Source organism: Actinobacillus suis ATCC 33415 (assembly GCF_000739435.1).
In the GTDB taxonomy this organism is placed as follows: Bacteria; Pseudomonadota; Gammaproteobacteria; order Enterobacterales; family Pasteurellaceae; genus Actinobacillus; species Actinobacillus suis.
In genome coordinates this window covers 2097897-2121184 of record NZ_CP009159.1, presented here as the reverse complement: position 1 = coordinate 2121184, position 23288 = coordinate 2097897, and the positions used below count along the sequence as shown (strand labels likewise).

The 23288-nt window shown below is 41.8% G+C and carries 30 protein-coding genes; 7 read left to right on the top strand and 23 right to left on the bottom strand.

Translation table 11 applies throughout. The features are described from left to right. Position 1 precedes the first annotated feature (1 nt). Complete coding sequence (gene secE, locus ASU1_RS09835; RefSeq protein WP_039195520.1) at positions 2–415, bottom strand: preprotein translocase subunit SecE; 414 nt, start codon at positions 413–415, stop codon at positions 2–4. Positions 416–719: 304 nt separating this feature from the next. Between secE and ASU1_RS09830 the strand changes: the two genes are divergently transcribed. From ASU1_RS09830 to ASU1_RS09820, 3 genes are all read left to right on the top strand, one after another. After that, complete coding sequence (locus ASU1_RS09830; RefSeq protein WP_015674216.1) at positions 720–992, top strand: PTS sugar transporter subunit IIB; 273 nt, start codon at positions 720–722, stop codon at positions 990–992. 8 nt (positions 993–1000) lie between these two features. Then, positions 1001–2356, top strand: a complete 1356-nt coding sequence (locus ASU1_RS09825; RefSeq protein WP_015674215.1) for a PTS ascorbate transporter subunit IIC — start codon at positions 1001–1003, stop codon at positions 2354–2356. 218 nt (positions 2357–2574) lie between these two features. Continuing rightward, positions 2575–4581 (top strand): OPT family oligopeptide transporter, encoded by a 2007-nt coding sequence (locus ASU1_RS09820; protein ID WP_015674214.1) that lies wholly within the window; start codon positions 2575–2577, stop codon positions 4579–4581. A 44-nt stretch (positions 4582–4625) separates the two neighbouring features. Here the strand turns inward: ASU1_RS09820 and dprA are convergent, their stop codons facing one another. Then, positions 4626–5780 carry a DNA-processing protein DprA gene (gene dprA, locus ASU1_RS09815; protein WP_015674213.1) on the bottom strand — a complete coding sequence of 385 codons (1155 nt, stop codon included), beginning with the start codon at positions 5778–5780 and terminating at the stop codon, positions 4626–4628. Positions 5781–5963: 183 nt separating this feature from the next. On the opposite strand from dprA, the gene def reads away from it, so the two are divergent. From def to ASU1_RS09800, 3 genes are all read left to right on the top strand, one after another. Then, a complete protein-coding gene (def, locus tag ASU1_RS09810; protein ID WP_039195517.1) occupies positions 5964–6476 on the top strand; it encodes a peptide deformylase in 513 nt (170 codons plus the stop codon). Between the two features lie 139 nt (positions 6477–6615). Continuing rightward, complete coding sequence (gene rfaD, locus ASU1_RS09805; protein ID WP_015674211.1) at positions 6616–7542, top strand: ADP-glyceromanno-heptose 6-epimerase; 927 nt, start codon at positions 6616–6618, stop codon at positions 7540–7542. Positions 7543–7867: 325 nt separating this feature from the next. Next, the gene (locus tag ASU1_RS09800; protein WP_015674210.1) at positions 7868–8362 is read left to right on the top strand and encodes a hemerythrin domain-containing protein; all 495 of its coding nucleotides are present in this window, start codon (positions 7868–7870) and stop codon (positions 8360–8362) included. A gap of 78 nt (positions 8363–8440) precedes the next feature. Here the strand turns inward: ASU1_RS09800 and ASU1_RS09795 are convergent, their stop codons facing one another. The 20 genes from ASU1_RS09795 to ASU1_RS09705 form a co-directional block, all read right to left on the bottom strand. Continuing rightward, positions 8441–8770 carry a DMT family transporter gene (locus ASU1_RS09795; protein ID WP_015674209.1) on the bottom strand — a complete coding sequence of 110 codons (330 nt, stop codon included), beginning with the start codon at positions 8768–8770 and terminating at the stop codon, positions 8441–8443. 88 nt (positions 8771–8858) lie between these two features. Continuing rightward, a complete protein-coding gene (locus ASU1_RS09790; RefSeq protein ID WP_005621765.1) occupies positions 8859–9149 on the bottom strand; it encodes a YfcZ/YiiS family protein in 291 nt (96 codons plus the stop codon). A gap of 140 nt (positions 9150–9289) precedes the next feature. Beyond that, positions 9290–9922, bottom strand: a complete 633-nt coding sequence (locus ASU1_RS09785) for a tellurite resistance TerB family protein (protein WP_015674208.1) — start codon at positions 9920–9922, stop codon at positions 9290–9292. 166 nt (positions 9923–10088) lie between these two features. After that, positions 10089–10373 (bottom strand): putative quinol monooxygenase, encoded by a 285-nt coding sequence (locus tag ASU1_RS09780; protein ID WP_039195515.1) that lies wholly within the window; start codon positions 10371–10373, stop codon positions 10089–10091. A 15-nt stretch (positions 10374–10388) separates the two neighbouring features. Next, positions 10389–11201, bottom strand: coding sequence for an urease accessory protein UreD (locus ASU1_RS09775; protein ID WP_015674206.1), 813 nt, complete (start codon positions 11199–11201; stop codon positions 10389–10391). A gap of 184 nt (positions 11202–11385) precedes the next feature. Beyond that, positions 11386–12021, bottom strand: a complete 636-nt coding sequence (ureG, locus tag ASU1_RS09770; RefSeq protein WP_015674205.1) for an urease accessory protein UreG — start codon at positions 12019–12021, stop codon at positions 11386–11388. A 20-nt stretch (positions 12022–12041) separates the two neighbouring features. After that, on the bottom strand, positions 12042–12725 hold the full coding sequence (locus ASU1_RS09765; protein ID WP_162472411.1) for an urease accessory protein UreF: 684 nt from the start codon (positions 12723–12725) through the stop codon (positions 12042–12044). An 11-nt stretch (positions 12726–12736) separates the two neighbouring features. Beyond that, positions 12737–13300, bottom strand: a complete 564-nt coding sequence (ureE, locus tag ASU1_RS09760; protein WP_015674203.1) for an urease accessory protein UreE — start codon at positions 13298–13300, stop codon at positions 12737–12739. A gap of 7 nt (positions 13301–13307) precedes the next feature. Continuing rightward, a complete protein-coding gene (locus tag ASU1_RS11995; RefSeq protein ID WP_197696919.1) occupies positions 13308–13778 on the bottom strand; it encodes a hypothetical protein in 471 nt (156 codons plus the stop codon). An 87-nt stretch (positions 13779–13865) separates the two neighbouring features. After that, on the bottom strand, positions 13866–14159 hold the full coding sequence (locus tag ASU1_RS11990; RefSeq protein WP_197696918.1) for a BRO family protein: 294 nt from the start codon (positions 14157–14159) through the stop codon (positions 13866–13868). Positions 14160–14271: 112 nt separating this feature from the next. Then, the gene (locus tag ASU1_RS09750) at positions 14272–14889 is read right to left on the bottom strand and encodes a glutathione S-transferase (protein WP_015674202.1); all 618 of its coding nucleotides are present in this window, start codon (positions 14887–14889) and stop codon (positions 14272–14274) included. Positions 14890–15156: 267 nt separating this feature from the next. Further along, on the bottom strand, positions 15157–16875 hold the full coding sequence (gene ureC / locus ASU1_RS09745; protein WP_015674201.1) for an urease subunit alpha: 1719 nt from the start codon (positions 16873–16875) through the stop codon (positions 15157–15159). 11 nt (positions 16876–16886) lie between these two features. Further along, complete coding sequence (gene ureB, locus ASU1_RS09740) at positions 16887–17192, bottom strand: urease subunit beta (RefSeq protein WP_015674200.1); 306 nt, start codon at positions 17190–17192, stop codon at positions 16887–16889. A gap of 50 nt (positions 17193–17242) precedes the next feature. After that, positions 17243–17545 (bottom strand): urease subunit gamma, encoded by a 303-nt coding sequence (ureA, locus tag ASU1_RS09735; RefSeq protein WP_015674199.1) that lies wholly within the window; start codon positions 17543–17545, stop codon positions 17243–17245. A gap of 66 nt (positions 17546–17611) precedes the next feature. Then, positions 17612–18514: an urea transporter gene (locus ASU1_RS09730; protein WP_015674198.1), complete on the bottom strand. Its 903-nt coding sequence runs from the start codon at positions 18512–18514 to the stop codon at positions 17612–17614. A gap of 40 nt (positions 18515–18554) precedes the next feature. Next, on the bottom strand, positions 18555–19184 hold the full coding sequence (locus ASU1_RS09725; RefSeq protein WP_015674197.1) for an energy-coupling factor ABC transporter ATP-binding protein: 630 nt from the start codon (positions 19182–19184) through the stop codon (positions 18555–18557). Between the two features lie 25 nt (positions 19185–19209). After that, positions 19210–19827, bottom strand: a complete 618-nt coding sequence (locus ASU1_RS09720) for an energy-coupling factor transporter transmembrane component T family protein (RefSeq protein ID WP_015674196.1) — start codon at positions 19825–19827, stop codon at positions 19210–19212. Beyond that, positions 19827–20435, bottom strand: coding sequence for a cobalt transporter CbiM (gene cbiM / locus ASU1_RS09715; RefSeq protein ID WP_015674195.1), 609 nt, complete (start codon positions 20433–20435; stop codon positions 19827–19829). Before cbiM ends, ASU1_RS09720 begins: the two co-directional genes overlap by 1 nt. After that, the gene (locus tag ASU1_RS09710; RefSeq protein ID WP_015674194.1) at positions 20436–20915 is read right to left on the bottom strand and encodes a hypothetical protein; all 480 of its coding nucleotides are present in this window, start codon (positions 20913–20915) and stop codon (positions 20436–20438) included. Then, on the bottom strand, positions 20915–21601 hold the full coding sequence (locus ASU1_RS09705) for a DUF4198 domain-containing protein (protein WP_015674193.1): 687 nt from the start codon (positions 21599–21601) through the stop codon (positions 20915–20917). Before ASU1_RS09705 ends, ASU1_RS09710 begins: the two co-directional genes overlap by 1 nt. A 223-nt stretch (positions 21602–21824) precedes the next feature. On the opposite strand from ASU1_RS09705, the gene ASU1_RS09700 reads away from it, so the two are divergent. Beyond that, on the top strand, positions 21825–22724 hold the full coding sequence (locus ASU1_RS09700) for a LysR family transcriptional regulator (RefSeq protein WP_015674192.1): 900 nt from the start codon (positions 21825–21827) through the stop codon (positions 22722–22724). Between the two features lie 80 nt (positions 22725–22804). On the opposite strand, the gene ASU1_RS09695 is transcribed toward ASU1_RS09700, so the two are convergent. Next, complete coding sequence (locus ASU1_RS09695) at positions 22805–23266, bottom strand: nuclear transport factor 2 family protein (protein ID WP_015674191.1); 462 nt, start codon at positions 23264–23266, stop codon at positions 22805–22807. Positions 23267–23288: the final 22 nt, after the last annotated feature.

Sequence of the window (23288 nt, the reverse complement as noted above, 5' to 3'; positions counted from 1 at the left end):
CTTAGAACCTTAAATTTGTTAAAAACGTAATCAATGTAACGATAATAGAGTCGATACCCCATAATACTAATGACACCACTACACACATTGCGAGCACAATTAACGTAGTTTGAGTCGCTTCCGGGCGAGTTGGCCAAATAATTTTTCTAAGCTCTGTGCGAGATTCTGTAATAAAGCCAATCGCTTTTTGACCTTGGTTAGTCATTGCTGCAAGTACAATAGCGCCTACCACTAATACGACAAGTAATAATACGCGTACAACTAATGAAAAATGCGATGCGAAATACGCATTACCAATCGCAGCTACAGCAAGTAATGCAATAGCAACAAACCATAGTGCACCATTTACACCCTTACTTTTAACGCCCTTTTCTTCGATCTGTTCAGGGGTTTTCTTTTTAATCTCAGTAGCCATATAAAACCTAAATGTTGTGAAAAAGAGAACAATTATTTTGAAAATCGTTAGATTCTAACATTTTTAGCCTTACTTGCCACGATCTTTTATGCAAATTTATCCAAAATTTTTATTTCAAAATAATTTGCAAAGGATTCGTTCGAACAAAACAACACAATAGCTTTCAATTTCTTATCAGAATAAATGTTAGCCAGTTCACATTTTTCGTTTTTGCTCATTGCAGCGGGTAATCTTTCTATTTTATAGTCAATCCCACTTCGAATTCGCCGAAGTTATCAACAATTTTTCTTAAATGGAGGCAAACATGAAAATTATGGCAGTTTGTGGTCATGGTATCGGCAGCAGTTTTATGATGGAAATGAACATCAAAAAAGCCTTAGCCAAAATTGGGGTTGAAGCAGAAGTCGGACATACCGATTTGGCCTCTGTGACGCCGGCTGATGCGGATGTATTTGTGATGGCGAAAGATATTGCAAGCAGCAGTAACATTGCCGAAGACAAAATTATTGTCGTTAAAAATATTATTAGCGTGAATGAATTTGAAGAAAAATTAACCGCTTATTTTAATCGTGCGTGAGGTGAGTTATGGACTCAATTCTCTTTTTCATTTTAGATATATTGAAAGTGCCGTCCGTTTTAGTCGGATTAATCGCTTTAGTCGGCTTAGTCGCTCAGAAAAAAGCGTTACCCGATATTATCAAAGGTACGGTAAAAACAATTCTCGGCTTCTTAGTGCTAAGCGGCGGTGCAACCGTGTTACTCAGTTCATTAACACCGTTAGGCGGTATGTTTGAACACGCATTTAATGTACAGGGTATTATTCCGAATAATGAAGCAATTGTATCCATGGCAATCGAAAAATACGGAACTGCTACCGCACTGATTATGGCGTTCGGTATGGTTGCGAATATTATCGTTGCACGCTTTACCCGTCTGAAATTTATCTTCTTAACCGGTCACCACACTTTTTATATGGCATGTATGATTGGCGTGATTCTGACCGTAGCCGGTTTTGAGGGCGTACAATTGGTATTTGTCGGTGCATTAACCTTAGGCTTAATTATGGCGTTCTTCCCGGCAATTGCACATCGTTATATGCGTAAGGTAACCGGTAGTAATGATGTCGGCTTCGGTCACTTCGGTACATTAGGTTATGTCTTAGCCGGTGCAATCGGGCAAGCGGTCGGAAAAGGCTCAAAATCTACCGAAGAAATGGACTTGCCGAAAAATCTCAGCTTCTTACGTGATAGTTCGATTTCAATCTCACTCACCATGATGGTGATCTACTACGTATTAGCAATCGCCTCCGGTAGCGAATATGTTTCAACCCTCAGTGGCGGACAACACTATTTGGTGTATGCAACGATTCAAGCAATTACCTTTGCTGCCGGTGTCTATGTGATTCTACAAGGGGTACGTTTAATTTTAGCGGAGATCGTCCCGGCATTTACCGGCTTCTCTGAAAAACTGGTACCGGATGCAAAACCGGCGTTGGACTGCCCGATTGTTTTTCCTTATGCACCGAATGCGGTATTAATCGGTTTCTTAGCCAGCTTTGCCGGTGGGGTCATCAGTTTAGCCGTATTAGGACAATTAAATTGGGTATTGATTTTACCGGGTGTAGTGCCACACTTCTTCTGCGGTGCCACCGCAGGCGTGTTCGGTAATGCAACCGGTGGTCGCCGCGGTGCGATTATCGGTGCATTCGCACACGGTGTATTAATCACCTTCTTACCGGTGTTCTTATTACCTGTTCTCGGTTCATTAGGCTTTGCTAATACCACCTTCTCGGATGCAGATTTCGGTGGTGTCGGTATCGTGTTAGGTTATATGGCACAAGTATTTAATAAAGATATGATTACCGCTATTATTGTTGGATTATTTGTACTATTAGTCGCTTATAACTATTTTGCCAAAAAACCGGTGACCGATACAGAATAACAAGCGGTCAAATTTTCATAAAATTTTGCAAAAATTGCATTTTAATGCAATTACGCATTCTTTCATTTAGAGCCGATTTAATAAAATCGGCTCTATTTTTTGCGCTATATCACAAATTTGTGTAAATAATCGTTGGAATGCGCGCAAAATAGGCTGAATAATTATCTATATTTGTTGGTTTTCCTATAATATGTTGTTTTATTTATATTGGAGGACTTATGCATAATCCTACTGCTCTACGTGAGCTAACCTTACGGGGCATGATTTTAGGGGCGCTGATCACAGTGGTGTTTACCGCTTCTAATGTTTATTTAGGACTGAAAGTTGGGATGACGTTTGCATCATCGATTCCTGCTGCGGTTATCTCAATGGCTGTACTTAAAATGTTCAAGGGTTCAAATATTCTTGAAAACAATATGGTACAAACTCAAGCATCATCTGCGGGTACGCTTTCTTCTGTTATTTTTGTTATCCCTGCATTATTAATGATGGGCTATTGGCAAAACTTCCCGTTTTGGCAAACCTTACTTATCTGTATTTCCGGTGGGATTTTAGGGGTTATCTTCACGGTTCCATTACGTAATGTAATGGTAGTGAAAAGTGATCTTCCTTATCCGGAAGGTGTTGCCGCGGCAGAAATTCTAAAAGCCGGTGATGAGGCAGATAGCAAAGACAGCGGCGTAAAAGAAATCGTATCAGGCGGTCTCTTGGCTGCATTAGTGAGCTTCCTGACTAACGGTTTACGTGTGGTTGCTGACGGTACAAGCTACTGGTTTAAAGGCGGTAATGCGATCTTCCAATTACCAATGGGCTTCTCTTTTGCATTACTCGGTGCCGGCTATTTAGTTGGTATGATGGGTGGTATCGCAATGTTAGTCGGTACAATCTTTACATGGGGTGTGGCAGTCCCTTATTTCACTGCGACTACACCAATGCCGGCCGATGCAGATATGGTTAGCTTTGCGATGGGTTTATGGAAAAGTAAAGTTCGCTTTATCGGGGTAGGAACTATCGGTATTGCGGCAATTTGGACATTACTCGTATTGTTTAAACCGATGCTGCAAGGTATGTCACAAGCTTTCCGTGCGTTAAAAGATCCGACATTACAAAACGTGGAACGAACCGCACAAGATCTGTCACCGAAAACGATGATTTATACCGTATTGGCTAGCGTGGCGTTAATCATTATTGCATTAGTCAGCTTCTTACAACCGGTCGGTTTACCGATGGAATTAGCGTTCTTATTAGTTGTACTTTGTACGGTTCTGGCGGTGGTAGTCGGCTTCTTAGTTGCAGCGGCATCCGGTTATATGGCTGGTTTGGTGGGTTCATCATCAAGCCCGATTTCAGGTATCGGTATCATCTCAATCGTGATTATTTCGCTGGTTCTGATGGTGGTGGGTAATACGATCGGTTTAATGGAAAATGCGGATGGACAACGTTTCCTCACGGCATTAACTATTTTCACCGCATCAATCGTATTCTGTGTTTCGACTATTTCAAACGATAACCTACAAGATTTAAAAACCGGTTATTTAGTGAAAGCAACGCCATGGCGTCAACAGTTTGCGTTAATTATCGGTTGTATCGTAGGTGCGTTCGTCATTACACCGGTATTGGAAATCCTTTACCACGCATACGGTTTTGCAGGTGCAATGCCGCGTGAAGGAATGGATGCGGCACAAGCACTTTCTGCACCGCAAGCTACCATTATGATGACCATTTCGAACGGTATTTTCTCAAACAGCCTTGAATGGACTTACATTTTAGTCGGTGTTGCTTTCGGTATTTGCTTAATTATCGTGGATACATTACTGAAAAAAGCCAGCGCAGGTCGTTTAGGTTTACCGACTTTAGCGGTGGGTATTGGTATTTACTTACCGCCGGTGGTAAACGTACCGTTAATTATCGGCGCATTACTTTCTTGGTTAGTTAATCGTCATATCCAACGCCATGCAAAACGTAACGGTAAAGATGTTGAAGCGGCAAGCAAAAAAGCGGAACGCTACGGCACACTTTTCGCAGCCGGTTTAATCGTTGGTGAAAGTTTAGTCGGCGTACTATTAGCCTTTGTGATCGCAGGTTCGGTAACCTCCGGCGGTTCCGATGCGCCGTTAGCGCTAAATCTCGAGAACTGGGGCGGTATGGCGGAATTACTCGGCTTAGTGCTTTTTGTGATCGGCTGTATTATTTTCGCTCGTCGTGTACTGCAAGCGAAAAAATAAATTTCCCTTCTTTTGAACTAAACGGCATCCACAGATGCCGTTTTTTATTGTCTGACATAACCGCCACTCACCTGCTTAATCACACTTAATAATTCCAAACCCAGTAACTCAACTAATAGCGTTTCCACCTCCAATGCGGTCGCTTTCGCTAAATCATCAATCGAAATCGGATTAAGACCGATATGTTCCACAATTTGTTGCTGACAAGCGGTCATTTCCGGCAATTTTTTTGCAAAATGATTTACCTTATTTGGCATATTGGCTTTTGCAAAAAATTGTGTTTTTTCGACCGCTTGTTCCGTTTCAAATAACGCCTGTTGCCGAGGCTGATCCGGCAGTTGATATTGAATCGCTTGTAAAATATCCTCTATCGTTTCGGTTAAGACCGCCCCTTCTTTGATCAGTTTATGACAGCCTTGTGCATACGGATTTTGTACCGAATTGGGGAGCGCAAAAACTTCTCGCCCTTGTTCCAACGCATAGCGCGCGGTAATCAGTGAACCGCTATTCACCGTGGCTTCCACCACTAATGTACCGAGTGATAAGCCGCTGATAATTCGATTACGACGCGGGAAATTCTCGGCAAGCGGCGGGTGATTCGGAAAAAATTCCGATACTAACGCCCCACCGCTTTCGACAATCTGTTCCGCCAATTTTTTATGTCTTGCCGGATACACTTGATCTAAACCGCTGCCCAACACAGCAATCGTAATACCCTGTTCCGCTACCGCTCGCTGATGACAAAAGCCGTCTATACCGATCGCGAGTCCGCTGGTTACCGCCAAATGATGTTTAATCAGTTGCTCGCTAAAATAGCCCGCCCAGTATTCTCCGTAGGCGGAAAAATCTCGGCTACCGACAATCGCAATTTGCGGTAAGCTCAAACTACTTATCGAACCTCGCACAAATAACACCGGCGGTGCGGTGCTAATTTGCCGTAATAAAAACGGATATTCCTCATCAAATAAGGTCAATAAACGTTGATTCGGTTGCTCCGCCCACGCCAATGCACTCTCAATCCAACGCTTTTCCGGATTGAACCAGCGTTGAATTTGTTTTTCGTTCCAACCGATTTGTTGTAATTGGCGCTTGTCATATTGGCAAAATTGGGCGAAATCTACTTCGGATAACAGGCGAGCAATTCGCTGCGCCCCCAATTGCGGGATTTGTAATAATTTCAGTAAATCAGTCTGTGACATTAATAAGTTCCCCAAATTAATTATGGATTATTGAAAGGAAACATAGACAAACCGCAATTAAACAGGTAATTTAGTCGGACGTTCGTCTTATTTGGCTATGTTTTTCACAAAATAGCCAATCATAAGAAAACGAGTTAATTAACCAATTTATAATTTTTTATTTTTCGATTGAGATCACAAAAAATGTCAGTTTTAGAAGTTGTACTTTACCCGGATGAAGGGTTAGCAAAAGTGTGTGAGCCTGTCGCACAGGTGGACGATGAATTAAATCAGTTCATCGATGATATGTTTGACACGATGTACGAACACGAAGGTATCGGTCTTGCCGCACCGCAAGTGGGCGTATTAAAACGTGTTATTACCATTGATATTGAAGGCGATAAAACTAACCAAGTGGTACTGATTAACCCGGAGATTTTAGAATCATGCGGCGAAACCGGTATCGAAGAAGGCTGTTTATCGATCCCCGGTCATCGTGCGTTAGTGCCACGTAAAGAAAAAGTGAAGGTAAAAGCGTTAAACCGTAAAGGCGAAGAAGTGATTTACGATGCGGATGGCTTATTCGCTATCTGTATCCAACACGAAATCGACCACCTCAACGGCGTACTGTTCGTGGATCACATTTCTGCACTTAAACGCCAACGCATTAAAGAAAAAATGCAAAAACTCAAAAAACAAATTGAGCGTGCAAAATAATCCTACCCATTAAGAAAAGCGAGCATTGTCTCGCTTTTTCTTTGTTTGCTAGCAAGCGGTCTAATTTGCTGCAAAATTTGCAAATCCGCCCTAATCCACCGATAATATCCCCGTTTTTAATTTCAAAAAGGAAAAAGCTATGATTATCGTAACAGGCGGCTTTGGTATGATCGGTAGCAATATCGTCAAAGCATTAAATGAAATCGGCAGAAAAGATATTCTTGTTGTAGATAACTTAAAAAACGGCGAAAAATTCGTAAATTTAGTAGATTTAGATATTGCGGATTATTGTGATAAAGAAGATTTTATCGCTTCTATCATTGCCGGCGATGATTTCGGCGATATTGATGCGGTATTCCACGAAGGTGCTTGCTCGGCAACTACCGAATGGGACGGCAAATACTTAATGCACAATAACTACGAATATTCAAAAGAGTTATTACATTTCTGTTTAGATCGCCAAATTCCGTTCTTCTACGCATCAAGTGCGGCAACTTACGGCGGCCGTTCGGATAACTTTATTGAAGAGCGTAAATTTGAACAACCGCTCAATGCTTACGGTTACTCAAAATTCCTATTTGACGAATATGTACGCCAAGTTTTACCGGAAGCGGATTCGCCGGTATGCGGTTTTAAATATTTCAACGTGTACGGCCCGCGTGAACAACACAAAGGCTCAATGGCAAGCGTGGCGTTCCACTTAAACAATCAAATGCTGAAAGGCGAAAACCCGAAATTATTTGAAGGTTCAGAAACTTTCTTACGTGATTTCGTGTATGTGGAAGACGTGGCGAAAGTAAATATTTGGGCGTGGCAAAACGGTATTTCAGGGATCTATAACCTTGGTACCGGCAAAGCGGAGTCGTTCCAAGCGGTAGCACAAGCGGTGATCGACTTCCACGGCAAAGGTGAAATCGAAAAAATCCCATTCCCGGATCACTTAAAATCTCGCTACCAAACCTTCACCCAAGCGGATTTAACAAAACTTCGTGCGGCAGGCTATACAGGTACATTCAAAACCGTAGCCGAAGGCACTAAAGAATATATGGCGTGGTTAAATCGCTAATCCATTCCTAACAAGTGGTTATTTTTTGCAAAAAGTTCAGTATTATGTAGCAAATGCACAAATCAGTTTGTAGGGGCGGACCGATGTGTCCGCCCTTGATAAACACCATTTCTTATTGGTTTTTCTTGGGCGAACACATCGGTTCGCCCCTACGTTTCATTTATCAATAATTTTGTGCAACAGCTACATAATACCGAAAAAGTTGCGAAAAATAACCGCTTTTTGATTTAAGTCTAATTGCTACCCCGTCTTGATTATAGAGCCACTAAACTTCCAAATTTATAATTCCTACTAATTTAATCAACTATATTATTAGGAGTTTACGATGTCTGTTTTAACCGATAAAGATTGGCATGTCGTACCGCTTGGCGAAATCATTGATTTTATTATCCCTCGTTTTCACGATACACATCGCAACCAATTACCGATCCTGATTGAATTGGCGGAAAAAGTGGAATCCGTTCACGCAGATAGTGCTCATTGCCCGAAAGGTTTAGCGGAACTTATTCGTAAAGTTTATGCGGATTTAGTGAATCATATGATGAAGGAAGAACAAATTCTGTTCCCATTGATTAAAGCCGGCAGAGGAAAAATGGCGGCGGCACCGATTTCCGTGATGGAAGCCGAACACGATGAAGCAGGTAATGATGTCGAAGCAATGCAAAAACTGACCAATAACTTTACTCCGCCAGAAGGTGCTTGCACATCTTGGCGTAATCTATATCAAGGCTTACAAGAATTTGCCGCTGATTTAGATGCGCACGTAGATTTGGAAAATAATAATTTATTCCCTCGTGCATTAGCAGGTGAGCAGCCTTAATCGAAAACAAGCGGTTGATTTTAAAGAAAAATTTGCAAAACTCTTGCAAAAATCAACCGTTTGTATCTCATTCACAAATTAAGCGGATGCTTTTGAGAACAGGTTAATCACCAACACGCCGGCAATAATCATTCCCATACCGATAAAACCTACCAAATCCGGTTTTTGTCCGAAAGCGAAATACGCCACAATGGCGGTCAGTACGATACCGACTCCAGACCATACCGCATACACAATACCAATCGGCAATGTTTTGGTAATCACCGATAATAAATATAGCGCTATCACAAAAGCGCCAATTGCCACTACGGTCGGTAGCGGTTTGCTAAAACCTTCGCTTGCCTTGATGCAATTACTGCCAATCACTTCAATGACAATCGCAAAGCCCAATAAAACCCAAGGGTTCATAAATTTCTCCGAAAACAAAAGCGGTTGGATTTTGCTCATTTTTTGCAAATTTTCAGCAAAATCCAACCGCTTTTCAAATAACTACAATTTAGATTGCACGTGTACCTAATTGGAAAATTACCACTTCCGCTTGGCAACTAAAACGGAAATTCGCATCCAGTAAAAAACCACCTTCTACCGCTTTAATTTCGCTGGTGATTTCACACGGTTCGCTTTCCGTGTCACGAGCTTTTTGGGTTAATTTCACAAGTGCTTGTTCCGCATCCGCTTGTGTTTCATATACTTTTGCAAATTTTGCATCTCGTTCACTGTTATCAATGATTGAGCCAACATCAAAAGTATTACAACCCACACATTCAACCGGTTTATCTGATTTCATAAAAACCCCTATAAATTATAAGTTAATCACTTTGTTACTCTAATACTAAAGCGAGTTTGAATCAACCGAGCTTTATACTGTTGTTGATTTACAATAAAAAACGGTCGCAAAATTTTTACAAAATACGACCGCTACTTGGATTAGAAGCCTGCTTGTTGTTCTAATTGCTCTACTAACGCATCGTCTAAACCGAGTGCTTCGGCAAGGTCGGCAAGGAAAACAATTTCTTTACGAGCTAGATCAGCACATACCACTCGAGCGGCTAAATAAACTTGCGCCGCTAATGCTGGGTTGTTACCGACTTGTGCGGCAATTTGTTGTACAGTCGCCGGTTGATACATCGCCTGTTCAATCCATTGTTGGATTTCCGGATCTTGTCCCGCTTCGCCTAAAATGGCTTGTCTTTCTTCGTTAGAAATCGCACCGTCAGAAGCAGCGGCTGCAATCATCGCTTGTAAAATAACTTGGCTACTTGCTTGAGCATTTTGTTCTGTCACCGCAAAATTTTCTTCACTCACCGGAGCGGCTTGCGTTTGGTTTTGCTGATATTTTTGGTAAGCCTGATAAGCAAGACTACCGATTGCCGCCAATGACCCTAATTTCGCTAAGCTAGAACCGCCGTTACGACCGAAGATCATCGAAAGAATGCCGATTGCCGCCGCTCCGCCACCGATTTTGGCGACTTTATCGGTGGTGGTATTGCCGTTCATCGCATTTTTTGCTGATTCCTGTGCAACGCTTAGCACTTGATTTAAAATTTTGCTGAAATCCATAGGGTTTCTTCTCCAATAAGATTGAGGGTAAATACACTTAGCGCACTAAGTGCTTAGCTGTTCGCCAAATTAGCAATAAGTTACCCGACTTGCCAATCAAATTTACCTATCATTAAAAAAACAAACGGTCGTAAATTCTTGTGAAAATACGACCGCTTGTTTCAAATTAAAGTAAATCTACGATATTAATCTCTATCGGCTGACTTAATAACTCGGCAAATTTAGCGCCTGCATCAATAAAATGCGCTTGCTGAGTATGCAACGCCAAATCTTGTTGCGATTGCCATTGTTCCACAAAAGTATACACATTCGGCTGACCTTGCACCGCACCACAACCATAAGAAATACAACCTTGGTCGTTAAGTGAAGCACGAATTAAGTTTTGTGCCAATGCTTCAAATTCTGCGGTTTTATCCGCTTTTACATGGCATACTGCATAAACTGCGATCATAATTGCTCTCCTAAATTAAACAATATTGGACTGAGCTTTTAAAACTTGCCCAATCCGCTCAAATAAATGTTGAATGATATCCGCTCGATGTGCAAGCACTCGAATCATTAATCCGCCGTCATTTAACTGGGATACCCCCACCGACATCTCTTTTTGCTCGGCAATCAAGGTTTGTAACTCGCTCACAATCGCCTTAATTTCTAAGGCATTTTTTGCCAAATTGATGTAGGTTAATGAACCTTGATGCGAAAAATCTTCCATTTGGCTCAATGAGGTCAATGCCATTTTTGCCGGCAGCCATTGAATACGGTCGGTAACAAGCGGTCGATTTTGGTGAGAAATCCGCAAATAGGACGCAAAATGACGGAAAGCAAATCGCTCGCCGTTTAGCACACGCCCAATCGCCACAATCTCTCCATAAATTAGCTCGGACTGCTCCCCCATCTCAATTTCTGTGGTTTGCTTAAATCCGCTGTCTTTATGCAGCACCAACGGATGCGGAAGATAAAATAAGCGGCTATTTTTGCCCAATTTTATGCACGTTTTTTGCGTGGCATAATCGCCATCATTCATTGATTGCACGCGAGTAAATGCCTGCGTGTTCAACGAAAGCGCAGAACCCTCCGCCAAAGTCATCTCTATATCCAGCTGATCGCCCGCCAGTAATCCCGGCGATGACGACATCTGCATCGCATTCAAAGCATTGCGCCAATGCGAATCCAAATTCGGCAAGGTCATCACCTTAAACGGTGGCGACACAAAGTATTGATCAAGCTGCGTTTTGCCTTGTGAGGTAAGTTTTGTTGAAAGTAAAAGTTTGCTTTGCATTTTATTGCTCACTCTCGCCCCTCGTGGGAGAGAGACAGCGAAAAATTGCGTTAGGCAATTTTTTGCAGAGAGAGGGGAAATTTGCAAAATGTTACGATATTCTCACCGCTTACCCTCTCCCTGATTTTTCTTCTGTACGAAGAAAAATCCGTCCCTCTCCCGCAAGGGGCGAGGGTTATAGTATTTAACGAACTAAAGACGCCGGATCTTCAATATTTTTTAACAACGCATATTTTTCGATCCAACCGATCACACCATCAAGGTTTTCGTTTTTCATTAGGTTGGTGAAAATAAACGGCTGACCGTTACGCATACAGCGAGCATCACGTTCCATTACGCTTAAATCCGCCCCCACAAACGGTGCTAAGTCAGTTTTATTAATCACTAACAGGTCTGAACGCGTGATACCCGGCCCGCCTTTACGTGGAATTTTCTCGCCTTGTGCTACGTCAATCACGAAAATCGTCACGTCTGCCAAATCCGGGCTGAACGTTGCCGAAAGGTTATCGCCACCCGATTCAATGAAAATTAATTCCACTTCCGGGAAACGAGCGACCATTTCGTCTACCGCTTCAAGGTTCATTGAAGCGTCTTCACGAATCGCCGTATGCGGGCAACCGCCGGTTTCCACCCCCATAATGCGTTCAGGTGGAAGCAAACTGTTTTTAGTTAAAAACTCCGCATCTTCTTGCGTATAGATGTCATTGGTGATTACTGCCACACTATAACGGTTTGCAATTTCACGAGTTAAACGTTCGATTAATGCGGTTTTCCCCGCTCCCACAGGGCCTGCCACCCCGATTTTGATATATTTACGCATTGGTTTTCCTATTATTCAAATTAAGACATATAAAGTCTTGTATAAAGCTGTTCGTGTTGCATTGAGCGAATATCGCTTGCCAGCGTTGCTGCGCCGAGCCATTCGGGATCAGGATTTAGGCTATTTTCAACCGCTTGCGCAAGTAGTGTGCGTAACGCAAATAAAATATCTTGCCCGTCCATTTGGCTTAACGGCACCAGTTTCACGCCATTAGTCACCGCTCCGACTGCCGCATTGTAGTAGAACGCATAGAGCGTTTCGGCTTTATCTAGATTCATCGCTTGAGCCACCATTGCAAACACAATTGGGAAATAGCCCTGACAACGTTTTTCGCTGAGCGCTTGTTGGAAGGCACTCAGTAATGGGTGATTTTCATAACGAATAAAAATCTTCAGCAATCGTACACCTAATTTATAACTGCCCTCACGACTCTCACGAGCGATTTTGCTGGCGGCAAGCTCTTGATCTAACGCCAACAAGCGGTCTAAATCGTGGTTTGCCATTGCATCAAATGCCAGTGATAAATACGCACCGTCATTGTAAATCCAGTTCTGCATTAGCTGGGTTTGAACATACTCTTCAAGACTTGCTCGACTGTTCACTTTGCCTTGTTGCACAAAGGTTTCCAAGCCGTTGGAATGATTAAAACCACCGATTGGCAGCGTAGGATCAACTAAGTGTAACAACGCCCCTAACTGCCCCATACGTGCGAAATCTAGTGCTTGTGCCAATTTCCGTCTCCATGGTGATGATAGCCGTGATGATCGTGCGCATGGCTATGACCGTGAGAATGTCCGTGTCCTTGTGCCGAATTCGCTCGCAATGCTTGGCTTAAACGACGTTCTGCTTTTTTCGGTTCAAATCCTGCCGCTTGTAGCCATTCAAACATCGGTTTGTCGTACGGCAGCGTGACTTCATCACCATCTAAAAATAATGGCGAATGTTTATTACCGATTTCATAGCAAGCACGAGCCATCTCAGGCAAGGTTTTCGGTGAAAGCACAATCACTTCGCTTGGCACGATTTCAATCGTAATCACTAGGCTCTCGCTCACAAAAACTACATCATCATGCTTCAAACGTTGCCCTTCTTTCAGCAAACGAAACGCCACTTCACGTCCTGATTTCGACGTTTTACGCAATATATTGCGTTCACTTTCATACCATTGCAATTCAACGGTGTCGATTTGTTGATTGGTAATTTTGCCTGAAGCTTTTAGCTCGGCAAGATTGCCTAAAATATCTTCCATTACTGGAAGGATTGGGTTAAGGATTTGCATAATAATTTTAGTTCTCTTTAGGTAAACTTTTCACGTGTTTCGCTAGTTTCTTATCTTCAGACTTCACTTTTCTTTCAAGTTTTTGTAAATCGGGTTCTGCCGGTAAACTTTCTGGTTTTATTCCGCGTTGCCCCAGCATTTCTCGAATAGTTTTATTATTCTGCACATGCTCATCAGAAATAGCCGTTTCGCCTTGTAAATCATCTTGCAAGGTATTATGGTTTGTCATTTCTGTTGCAAGATTTTTCGCTGCAATAGTTAATGTCGGTAAAAAATCTACTAATGCTCTATTAGGAACAATCCCATATTTTTCTTTCATTGCTTTGGTAGTAAAACCACCAAATAACGCCTGATCACCCTTCGAACGAATACGACCAAAGCCGGCATCATCAACACCTCTTTCATATAAGTTTTTTGAAAGTATTTTTTCAGATTCCCGCAAACGATCTCTTGCTTCAATACGAACCTGCAACTTCATTCGCTCTTCTATTACTTCTTGCTTACGAGTCTGTACAGCAAAATAACTCTGAGCAAAGGCGATCTCAGGCTTACGAGGATCTCCATTTTATGCAAGTAAATAACAAGCGTAACGAGTCAGCATAAAATCTTCAATTTTTCTCTGACTACCACTACCCAATTTAACCATTTTCGTGATGCCACGAAAATGGTCTGACACAGGGAAACCACTAGTTTCACAAGCCTCCATTGATCTTAAAATCGTAAGTTTAAAGTTTTCCCAACGGCTATACCCCAAATAAGGTTGTAAATCGCGAGCAAACCAATACTCAATATTATCTTGATCAATACGCTGCACTAATGCTTCTAGCGATAATTTTAATGTTTGTAATTGTTGATCCATACAAGTTCTCCTTTTAAGTAATATAATTTAATCATTATACTGAAAAAATGAACAGTTATCATTCCTCGATGATTTCAAACAATCGTCAAAACATTAGGTCATATAAAAAATATCACACCTTAGGTTTTGTCTCTGCCAACACTGCATACTTATCATTCATCTGCTCCGCCCAAGCGGTCAAATTTGGGTGATGTTTTGCAAGATCGTAGCCGAGTTTTTCGGCACGGAATTGCAACCAATCAATTAAGCAAACTGCAGTAATTGTGCCGATATTTAGTTCTGTGCCGAATGGCTCAATCGCTTTTTCAAGCTGTGGGAATGAGCGAATATTACGATCCATTAACTGTTCTTGGCGACTTGTCCACCATTCATTTTCAGGGCGAAGTAAACGTTCCGCCATAATCGGTACGGTGTTTTCTAAAATACCGTCCGCAAGGTTATGTAACGCTAATGCCGCCCAGCGTGGTTTACCGCTTTCTGGGAATAATTTCGGTTGGTCGCCTTTTTGATCAAGGTATTCGCAAATCAGCTGACTACCAAACAACCAGTTTCCACAATTACGTTGTAGAGCGGGTACACGTCCAAGCGGATTGTCTTGGTTGTGTGGTGAATTTGGATCGACCGATGAGTTAATTTTTAACAGCTCGGTTTTAGCTTCTAATTGTTGGTGTTTTAATGTGACTAACACTTTACGCACAAAAGGGCTAGTAGTGGAATACCAGAGTTTCATAGATTCTCCTTTTTCCTCATACTCACGTATGAGGTTAGACATTGTATGGTTGCTCTGCAACCAACTTAGGTGAATTGTCGCAGAGCGACGACCCTATACTTAACCACGCACGTCAGTGCGTGGTATTTGCAAAATTTTATGCAAATTTAACCGCTTGTTGGAATGTTTAGCGAAACAAAGAGAGGAAAAAACCGTTCCCCCTCTCCCTGATTTTTCTTCTTAACAAAGAAAAATCTGTCCCTCTCCCGCAAGGGGAGAGGGTGAACACTAGAACAAGAAATAACGCTGTGCAAGCGGCACTTTAGTCGCAGGTTCGCAAGTAATATGCTCGCCGTCCACACGAACTTCGTAGCGTTCCGGATCAACGGTAATTTCAGGCGTTGCGTTATTATGAACGAGGTCTTTTTTACCTACATCACGACAGCCTTTTACCGCTAAAGTATCTTTCTGGATACCATATTGGGTTTTGATATCCGCTTCTACACTCGCTTGGGAAACGAAATAAACTGCACTTTCAGTATTCGCTTTCGCATTTGCCCCAAACATTGGGCGGTAGAATACCGGTTGTGGTGTCGGAATTGACGCATTCGGGTCACCCATTTTAGCAAAGCTGATAAAGCCTTTTTTCATCACAAATTCCGGTTTTACACCGAAGAATTGCGGTTTCCATAGTACGATATCCGCCAGTTTACCCACTTCAAGCGAGCCAACGTGTTGGCTGATACCGTGAGCGATTGCCGGGTTGATGGTATATTTCGCAATATAGCGTTTAATACGGAAGTTGTCGTTACCTTCATCGCCCAATGCTCCACGCTGTTCTTTCATTTTATCCGCAGTCTGCCACGTACGAGTCACTACTTCGCCAACACGTCCCATTGCTTGACTGTCTGAACTCATAATTGAGAACACGCCCATATCGTGCAGAATATCTTCTGCGGCAATCGTTTCAGGACGGATACGGCTATCGGCAAATGCGACATCTTCCGGAACACGTTTATCTAAATGGTGGCAAACCATCAGCATATCCAAATGCTCGTCAATCGTATTCACAGTAAATGGGCGGGTTGGATTGGTTGAAGCCGGTAATACGTTCGGGTACATCGCCGCTTTAATAATATCCGGTGCATGACCGCCGCCGGCACCTTCGGTGTGGAAAGTGTGAATCACACGTCCGTTAATCGCTTTCATCGTGTCTTCTAAGAAACCACTTTCGTTGAGCGTATCGGTGTGAATCGCTACTTGCACATCCATTTCGTCCGCTACTTTTAACGCTGCGTCAATCACTGCCGGTGTTGCACCCCAGTCTTCGTGGATTTTTAAGCCTAACGCACCAGCAACCACTTGTTCTTTAAGCGGTTCAAGCGTAGAACAGTTACCTTTGCCGAAAAAGCCGATATTAACCGGTAAGGATTCGCAAGCTTGGAACATTCTTTCAATGTTAAATTTACCCGGTGTACAAGTGGTGGCGTGTGTGCCGTCCGCCGGACCTGAACCACCGCCGATCATCGTAGTAATACCGTTTTCGATAGCGTGTTGTGCCTGTTGCGGGCAGATCCAGTGAATGTGGGTATCGATACCGCCGGCGGTCGCAATTAAATGTGCGCCGTTATGTACTTCGGTGCTTGCGCCGATAATCATATTTGGCGTGACGTTATCCATTGTATCCGGATTACCCGCCTGACCGATACCGACAATACGACCGTCACGAATCCCAATATCCGCTTTGATAATGCCTAATTTTGCGTCGATAATCATCACATTAGTGAGGGCAAAATCCAATACGTTCAGGTTATCACGGGTTACGGTGCTTGATTGTGCCATACCGTCACGTACCGATTTACCGCCGCCGAATTTACACTCATCGCCTTTGGTTAACAAATCTTGTTCAATTGTCGCCCATAAATCGGTGTCGCCTAAACGGACTTTATCACCGACTGTCGGGCCGTAAGTCGCTACATACTGACTGCGTGGGATTGTTAATGCCATTTTCTTACTCCCTATAATTTGCCGTCGATTTCGTTATGGAAACCGTAAATCACTTTATTACCACCAAACTCAACCAGTTCTACTTCTTTCGCTTCACCGGGTTCAAAACGCACCGCATTGCCTGACGGCACATTTAAACGCATACCGCGCGCCTGCAAGCGGTCAAATTTTAGGGCGTTATTGGTTTCAAAAAAATGATAATGCGAACCAACTTGAATCGGGCGGTCGCCTGCATTTACTACTTCTAATTTGACGGTTTTGCGACCCACATTCGCTTGTACATCACCGTCTGCTAATTGATATTCTCCGGGGATCATTTTTTATTCCTTATTTGTTTACTCTCTCCCTCTTGAGGGAGAGGGTATCGTTATCTAATAGGGTTATGCACCGTCACTAATTTCGTGCCGTCTGGAAACGTCGCTTCGATTTGAACTTCGTGAACCATTTCCGCAATACCTTCCATTACATCATCAATCGTCAGTAACGTTGCACCGTATTGCATTACTTCCGCCACCGACATACCGTCACGTGCAGCCTCTTGCAAATGGCTAGCAATATAAGCGATTGCCTCCGGATAATTTAATTTCACACCACGAGCCTTGCGTTTTGCCGCCAACTCTCCGGCAAGAAACAACATCAGTTTTTCTTGTTCTCTTGAAGTTAAATGCATTTTGTACCTTCTTAATTTTATGAGTTATTTATAAAATCCGGTTCCCAAGAGGGGAAGAGGAAGAATTTATGGATTGAGTAATTGTACTAATTTATGTTTATCAAATGCGGCTTTATCTAATCGTTTCTTAACGATCAATAACAACCAGCTGGCAATGATAAACCCGATGGTATAAGTTGCCAGTCCGGTTTGAGCAACCGCATATTGAATAAGAATCGCGAGTAAAGTGCCTACAATGACATATAAAAAATGGCGTAATTGTGTGCCAGCAAAAGCACAAGCTACGAGAATAGGAGAGAAACCGTAAATACCGTTGGCAAGGCTATTATGATCAATATCCGGTAAATGGTGAGCAAATACAGTACCGATAACTGCTGCCGCCAAACCGTACATAGCCGCAATGGGAGAACTAATAGCAATCGCTAAAAAAAGTAATGTACCGGTTACCATGCTGGTACCGAAATTCACTTCTGCCCAAGCATAGAAAGGTTCTTGGATTGCATCAAGCGTGCCAGTGTAATCCGCTAAAGGAGGCGTTGTCTGGGTTAAACCGAATAAGCCTAATTTGGCGATTCCCCAACAAAAGAACCAGCAGCTCAATACAAACGGAAAGGTAAATGCGACTTTATTCTTTTTCACAAATAAACGCATAATTAACGTTGCAACAATCGAAGCAACAAAACCAATACACCAAATTAAAGGATTTGAGGCATCCACTTCCGCAAAGGTAAACATGGTGCACATAAACGCTAGGCTTGCATTAAAGCCATAAAGCCCTTGGCTAATTTGCTGTGGCGGATACTTCAATATTTTAGCTGTCAGCGTACCGATAAGCGCGCCGAGAAAACAGCTTACCCCAAGCGTCCAGTGACTAAAAAACATCGCGATAACAATGACCAAACCGGACAAACCATTTTCTTGCAAAAAGATTTGCCCTATCCCTGTAAGGGTAGTTTTAATAAGCTTCATTTAATTTTCCTGTGTGTTTGCATATATTGTGGCTTTGCCACTATTTTTGTAAATAAAGCGTTTTATCTGCTAACTGTCGCGTAAAGGTTTGATCATGCGAAGCCACCAACATTGGTAATTGGAGTTGTTTAAGTAAAGCGGTCAATTTCGCACAATTTTTTGCATCTAAACCATTGGTCGGCTCATCAAGCAGTAGTAGTTTGGGTTTCATCGCAAGTACGCCGGCTAAGGCGGTGAAATTCTGTTCGCCGCCGGAAAGCGCATTCACCGGACGATCTTTCAGATATTCAAGATCTAATATCTGAAGTTGTTCAAGAGCGATTTTATAAGCTTGTGCTTGAGTGTAGCCTTGGTTTAACACACCAAAGGCAACATCATCTAATACGGTGGGGCCAAATAATTGGTCTTCTGCATTTTGAAAACAAATGCCGACTTTGCCACGAAACGGCACAAAATCTTTTTCTCGTTGGCAATGCGTACCAAACAAATAAATATCACCGGAGTGAATCGGCAAAAAACCGAGCAATGAAAGCAGCAGTGTGGATTTTCCTACGCCGATTTCACCTTGTAAAAATACTCGTTGCTGCGGCTCAATGGTAAAACTTAGGGCATTTATGACCGCTTGTCGATTACGTAAAACCGTCAGGTTATTAACTTCCAATACATTCATTTTTTATGTTTAAATTAACTGCAAATCATTTATTACCGAATTTAAAACCTCGAGCTTTCAGCGCCATTTCTGTTCTTTCCGCTCGCACCATGGCGTGAATAAGCAATAATGCCACGCGTTGTGAAGTGATTTTCAGGGTGAGCCAATTACATTTCGGCTGATAGCCCCTTGCTCGCATTGCGATATCCATCTTGCGGTTTACCTCATTTAACAAGGAAATATAGCGAATACTTAAAACAAAGAGATGAATTAATTTCGGTGAAAGAGGAAGCCGACTGATCGCTTGCACCAGCATAACTTCATTCACATTTAATAATAGTAACCACGTTGCACATAAAATCAAATTCATCCGTAGGCTAATTAAGCTTGCCAGTTCAATACCATGCGGATTGCACTGTACGGAGAATGTGTCTAAACGCCAACTTAACGTTAACCAAATCAATAACGTAAAAATATTGAATTTAAGCCAACGGCGAGCTAATGCTTTTAATGATCGCCCATAAAAAATTTGACTGATAAGAACACAAGGGACTAAACAAGCGGTCAAAAAAAGTAAAATATTTACCGATTTCAGACCGCTGATTACTACGCCAAACACAAACAAATAAAACAGCCGCCAATGTGCTTGAAATAAATACGCCATTATGTTTCTTGTAGTGCGTTAGGATACATTTTTGCCAACGTAAATAATGTGCCGACACTCACGATACTATCGACTAAAAATATTGGTAAATGTGAGACGATCAATAAGCCAATTAAATCCGCATAATTCTTACCGCCATCAAACGCCAATACCGTCGAAGCAAGTAAAATTGCACCTCCAACACCAATTACACCAGCACCAATACCGGACAACATTAATTGTCGGCGAGAAAGATTTACCGCAAGTGGTCGGCGAAACATATAATGTACAAGTAACGCTGGTAGAGCCATGACGCATAAATTTACGCCCAGAACAGAAAAACCGCCTAATGAAAATAATAACGTCTGTAACACTAATGCGACAAAGAAAGCGGGAAACACAGCCCAACCTAAAAACAGCCCTGCCATCCCATTTAAAATTAAATGCACGCTACCAATGCCGACGGGTACATGAATGGTTCCTGCAACAAAAAATGCAGATGCAAACAATGCCGTTAACGTTAAACGACTATAATCGAGTTTACGTAAGCCAATAGTCACCCCAACAGTCGCAACAACGGCACCGACAAGTAGTGTTGGAGCATGTAAAACGCCTTCTGATAAATGCACTTAGCTTTTGTCCTTTCTCGATTTTAATAACGTAACAATACCAAATAATCCGAAGATATAACCAATACCGCCGATAAGATCATGCAGGTAGATTTTGTGTTTTAACTTCTGAATATCTTCTCGTAACACTTCGAATTCGGCTCGCCCTAAAGTGCGTTTAATCACATTATCCGCAATCCCCTCAGCACGATGCCCTTCCGCACCTTCAACTACTACTTTAAACGGACCATCACCGGAAATTGGAATAGAAAAACTGCCATAAACATCCGTTTTTGCTGTAGCAATCGGTACAGTCTCGCTTCCATCTTTTCCCAATCTAAAAACTTCCAAATAAGTTTCGGCAGCTGGCGATTGATCGGAATAAAATGATTTACCCGAAATCTCATGTCCGTCATAAAGCGCAAATAAATGTAGGCTATGCGCTGAAACACCTAAAGAGGTCAATGCAAATAGTATTACTAATAAATATTTTAATCTCATCATTTTACTTCAAATGTCAGCATGTATTCGATTGTTCGTTCCGTATAATCCGGATGAACAACACCCTTTTCTTCAAACTCAGCCCAAACTTTGTTATAACCGGCTACCGGCGTAAATTGAGCTATCCCTTTTTCATTTGTCAGATTAAAAGGTTTATCCTCTCCTAATCCAACCTTAATACCGGATACCGGTTTACCATAATGTAATACCAAAATATCCATCGTTTCGCCCGCAACCGGTTTTGAAAGCGGAACAAGCTCGTATTCCAATGAATGAGATTTAAATGAATCGGCATTCCACACCAGAATCGCTTTACCAAGTTTTATTGGATTTAAACTGAGTACCGCTGTAGGTTCTTGTGCTTTGGTTTTCTCAACATATTTACCGCTTGGTAATTTCGACCAAACACCGTTATTAAATTCCAAAAATACCATGGAATGACGACCGGCATTAAAATAGGCTTCACCTTGATTAAATTGAGGTTTTATGGAAGAGAGAACACCATTCTTTTGTAGTAATTGGACAGATTGGAGTTTTGTTTCAGGATAGGGTTCTGTGGTTTCATGACCAAACTTCACAACATATTCATTCGTATTTTTGGTTGGTTCTAACCATACGTTGTGAGCTTGTGCGATTGAAATCGAAAGGAGTGAAACAAGTCCTAACGCCCCACTTTTGAATGACATACAAGATTCTCCTTAAAAATTTTCTTTAAATATCACCAAACTTGGCTTTTAATTATAAAAAAGTTTTACTTATTGCTCAAATAAATAAAACTAATTACAACTATGCAAAATATTTTAGAATATAAAATAAATCACAAAATGAGTGAGTAGCTAACTTTCTATGTTCAAATCCTCGGCATTTTTATACAATCGTTCTTCCAACCATTTCTGATGGCAAAATCATATGTTAAATAAACTTGATGCGTTGAAATACTTTTGCACTGCGGCACAAACATTAAATTTCCGAGAAGCGGCAAACCAATTAGCTATTTCACCGCCTGTTATCACTCGAGTTATCAATGCGCTGGAAAGTGAATTAGGCGAACAACTATTTAAGCGCACCACTCGCAATATTACCTTAACGGATTTCGGTGAAGAATTTCTATTACACGCAAAACAACTGTTAACCGAGAGTGAACGTGTATTCAATTTAGGCAAAAAACAACAAGATGAAATGGCTGGTACGGTACGAATTACGCTTCCGAAATTACGAGACCAAGAACAAATTTTATTTGAACTGCTACAGGCTCTTAAGCCTTATCCGGATTTAATTATTGATTGGCGAGTCGATGCCGCACGCTTAGATAATGTCAAACATCGAATAGATATCGGTATCCGTGCCGGTAAAGAGCCGGATCCGAATTTTATCGTGCGTCCGTTGGCAGAAATGCACGATATTTTTGTTGCCTCACCCGATTTTATTGCCCGCTGGGGTATCCCAAAAGATCTGGATGATTTACGCAAAAATTTCCCTTTTAGCAGTCTAATTAACGCAACAACCGGTCAGCCGTGGGAAATTTATCTTGATGAGCATACCGTTCTTGTGCCACAAAAATTGGGCTTTATCACAACCGATCTGTATTGTGAATTACAAGCCGTACTTGCCGGCAGAACCGTTGCGCATATCGGTAATACGGTTTGTAAACCTTATCTGGAAAATGGGCAACTGATACAACTTTTTCCGGAGCAACAATTTGAAAAATGGCAACTCTATTTATATCGCCCTTATCAACAAATTACATCGCCTCGGGTGTTAAAAGTGTTTGATCTGCTTACCGAAATTATGCAAAGACGCTATAGCTAACCATAAAAAAAGCGGTCGAATTTTGCAAAAAATTTGCAATTTCCGACCGCTAAGGTGAACACTGTTCTTACACGGCAAGCTTATGCTTTAACAGGCGTTACAATGATTTTTGTAATCTGTACCTTATCGCCGTTTTGTTTAGTATCAATATCAAATTTGACATTCCAACTGCCTGTTTGATCCCACATATCGCCAAACACACGAGCAGTAACTAATAATTCGTCATAACCCTTTGACTTAATTTTAGATTCTTGAATCGCACCGTACTTCATCCCGCCTTTTTGGATATTCTTAATCCATTCTTGCTTTGTCATCGTATCGTTTTTCGAAGTAACCAATTCAAAATCATCCGCTAATAAACTTTGTAACTTGGCAAAATTCGGGTTAATCAATGCGTTATTTAATTCTTCATATACCTCGATAACTTTCTCTTGTTGTTCTTGTTTCGCTTCAACATTAGAAATCACGGGTAAGCTGGCTGTAATACTTAAGGCAATGCCTAAAAAAAGTGATAAAAAAATATGTTTAAAAGTTAATCTCATTATTCCTCGAATATCGTCCCTT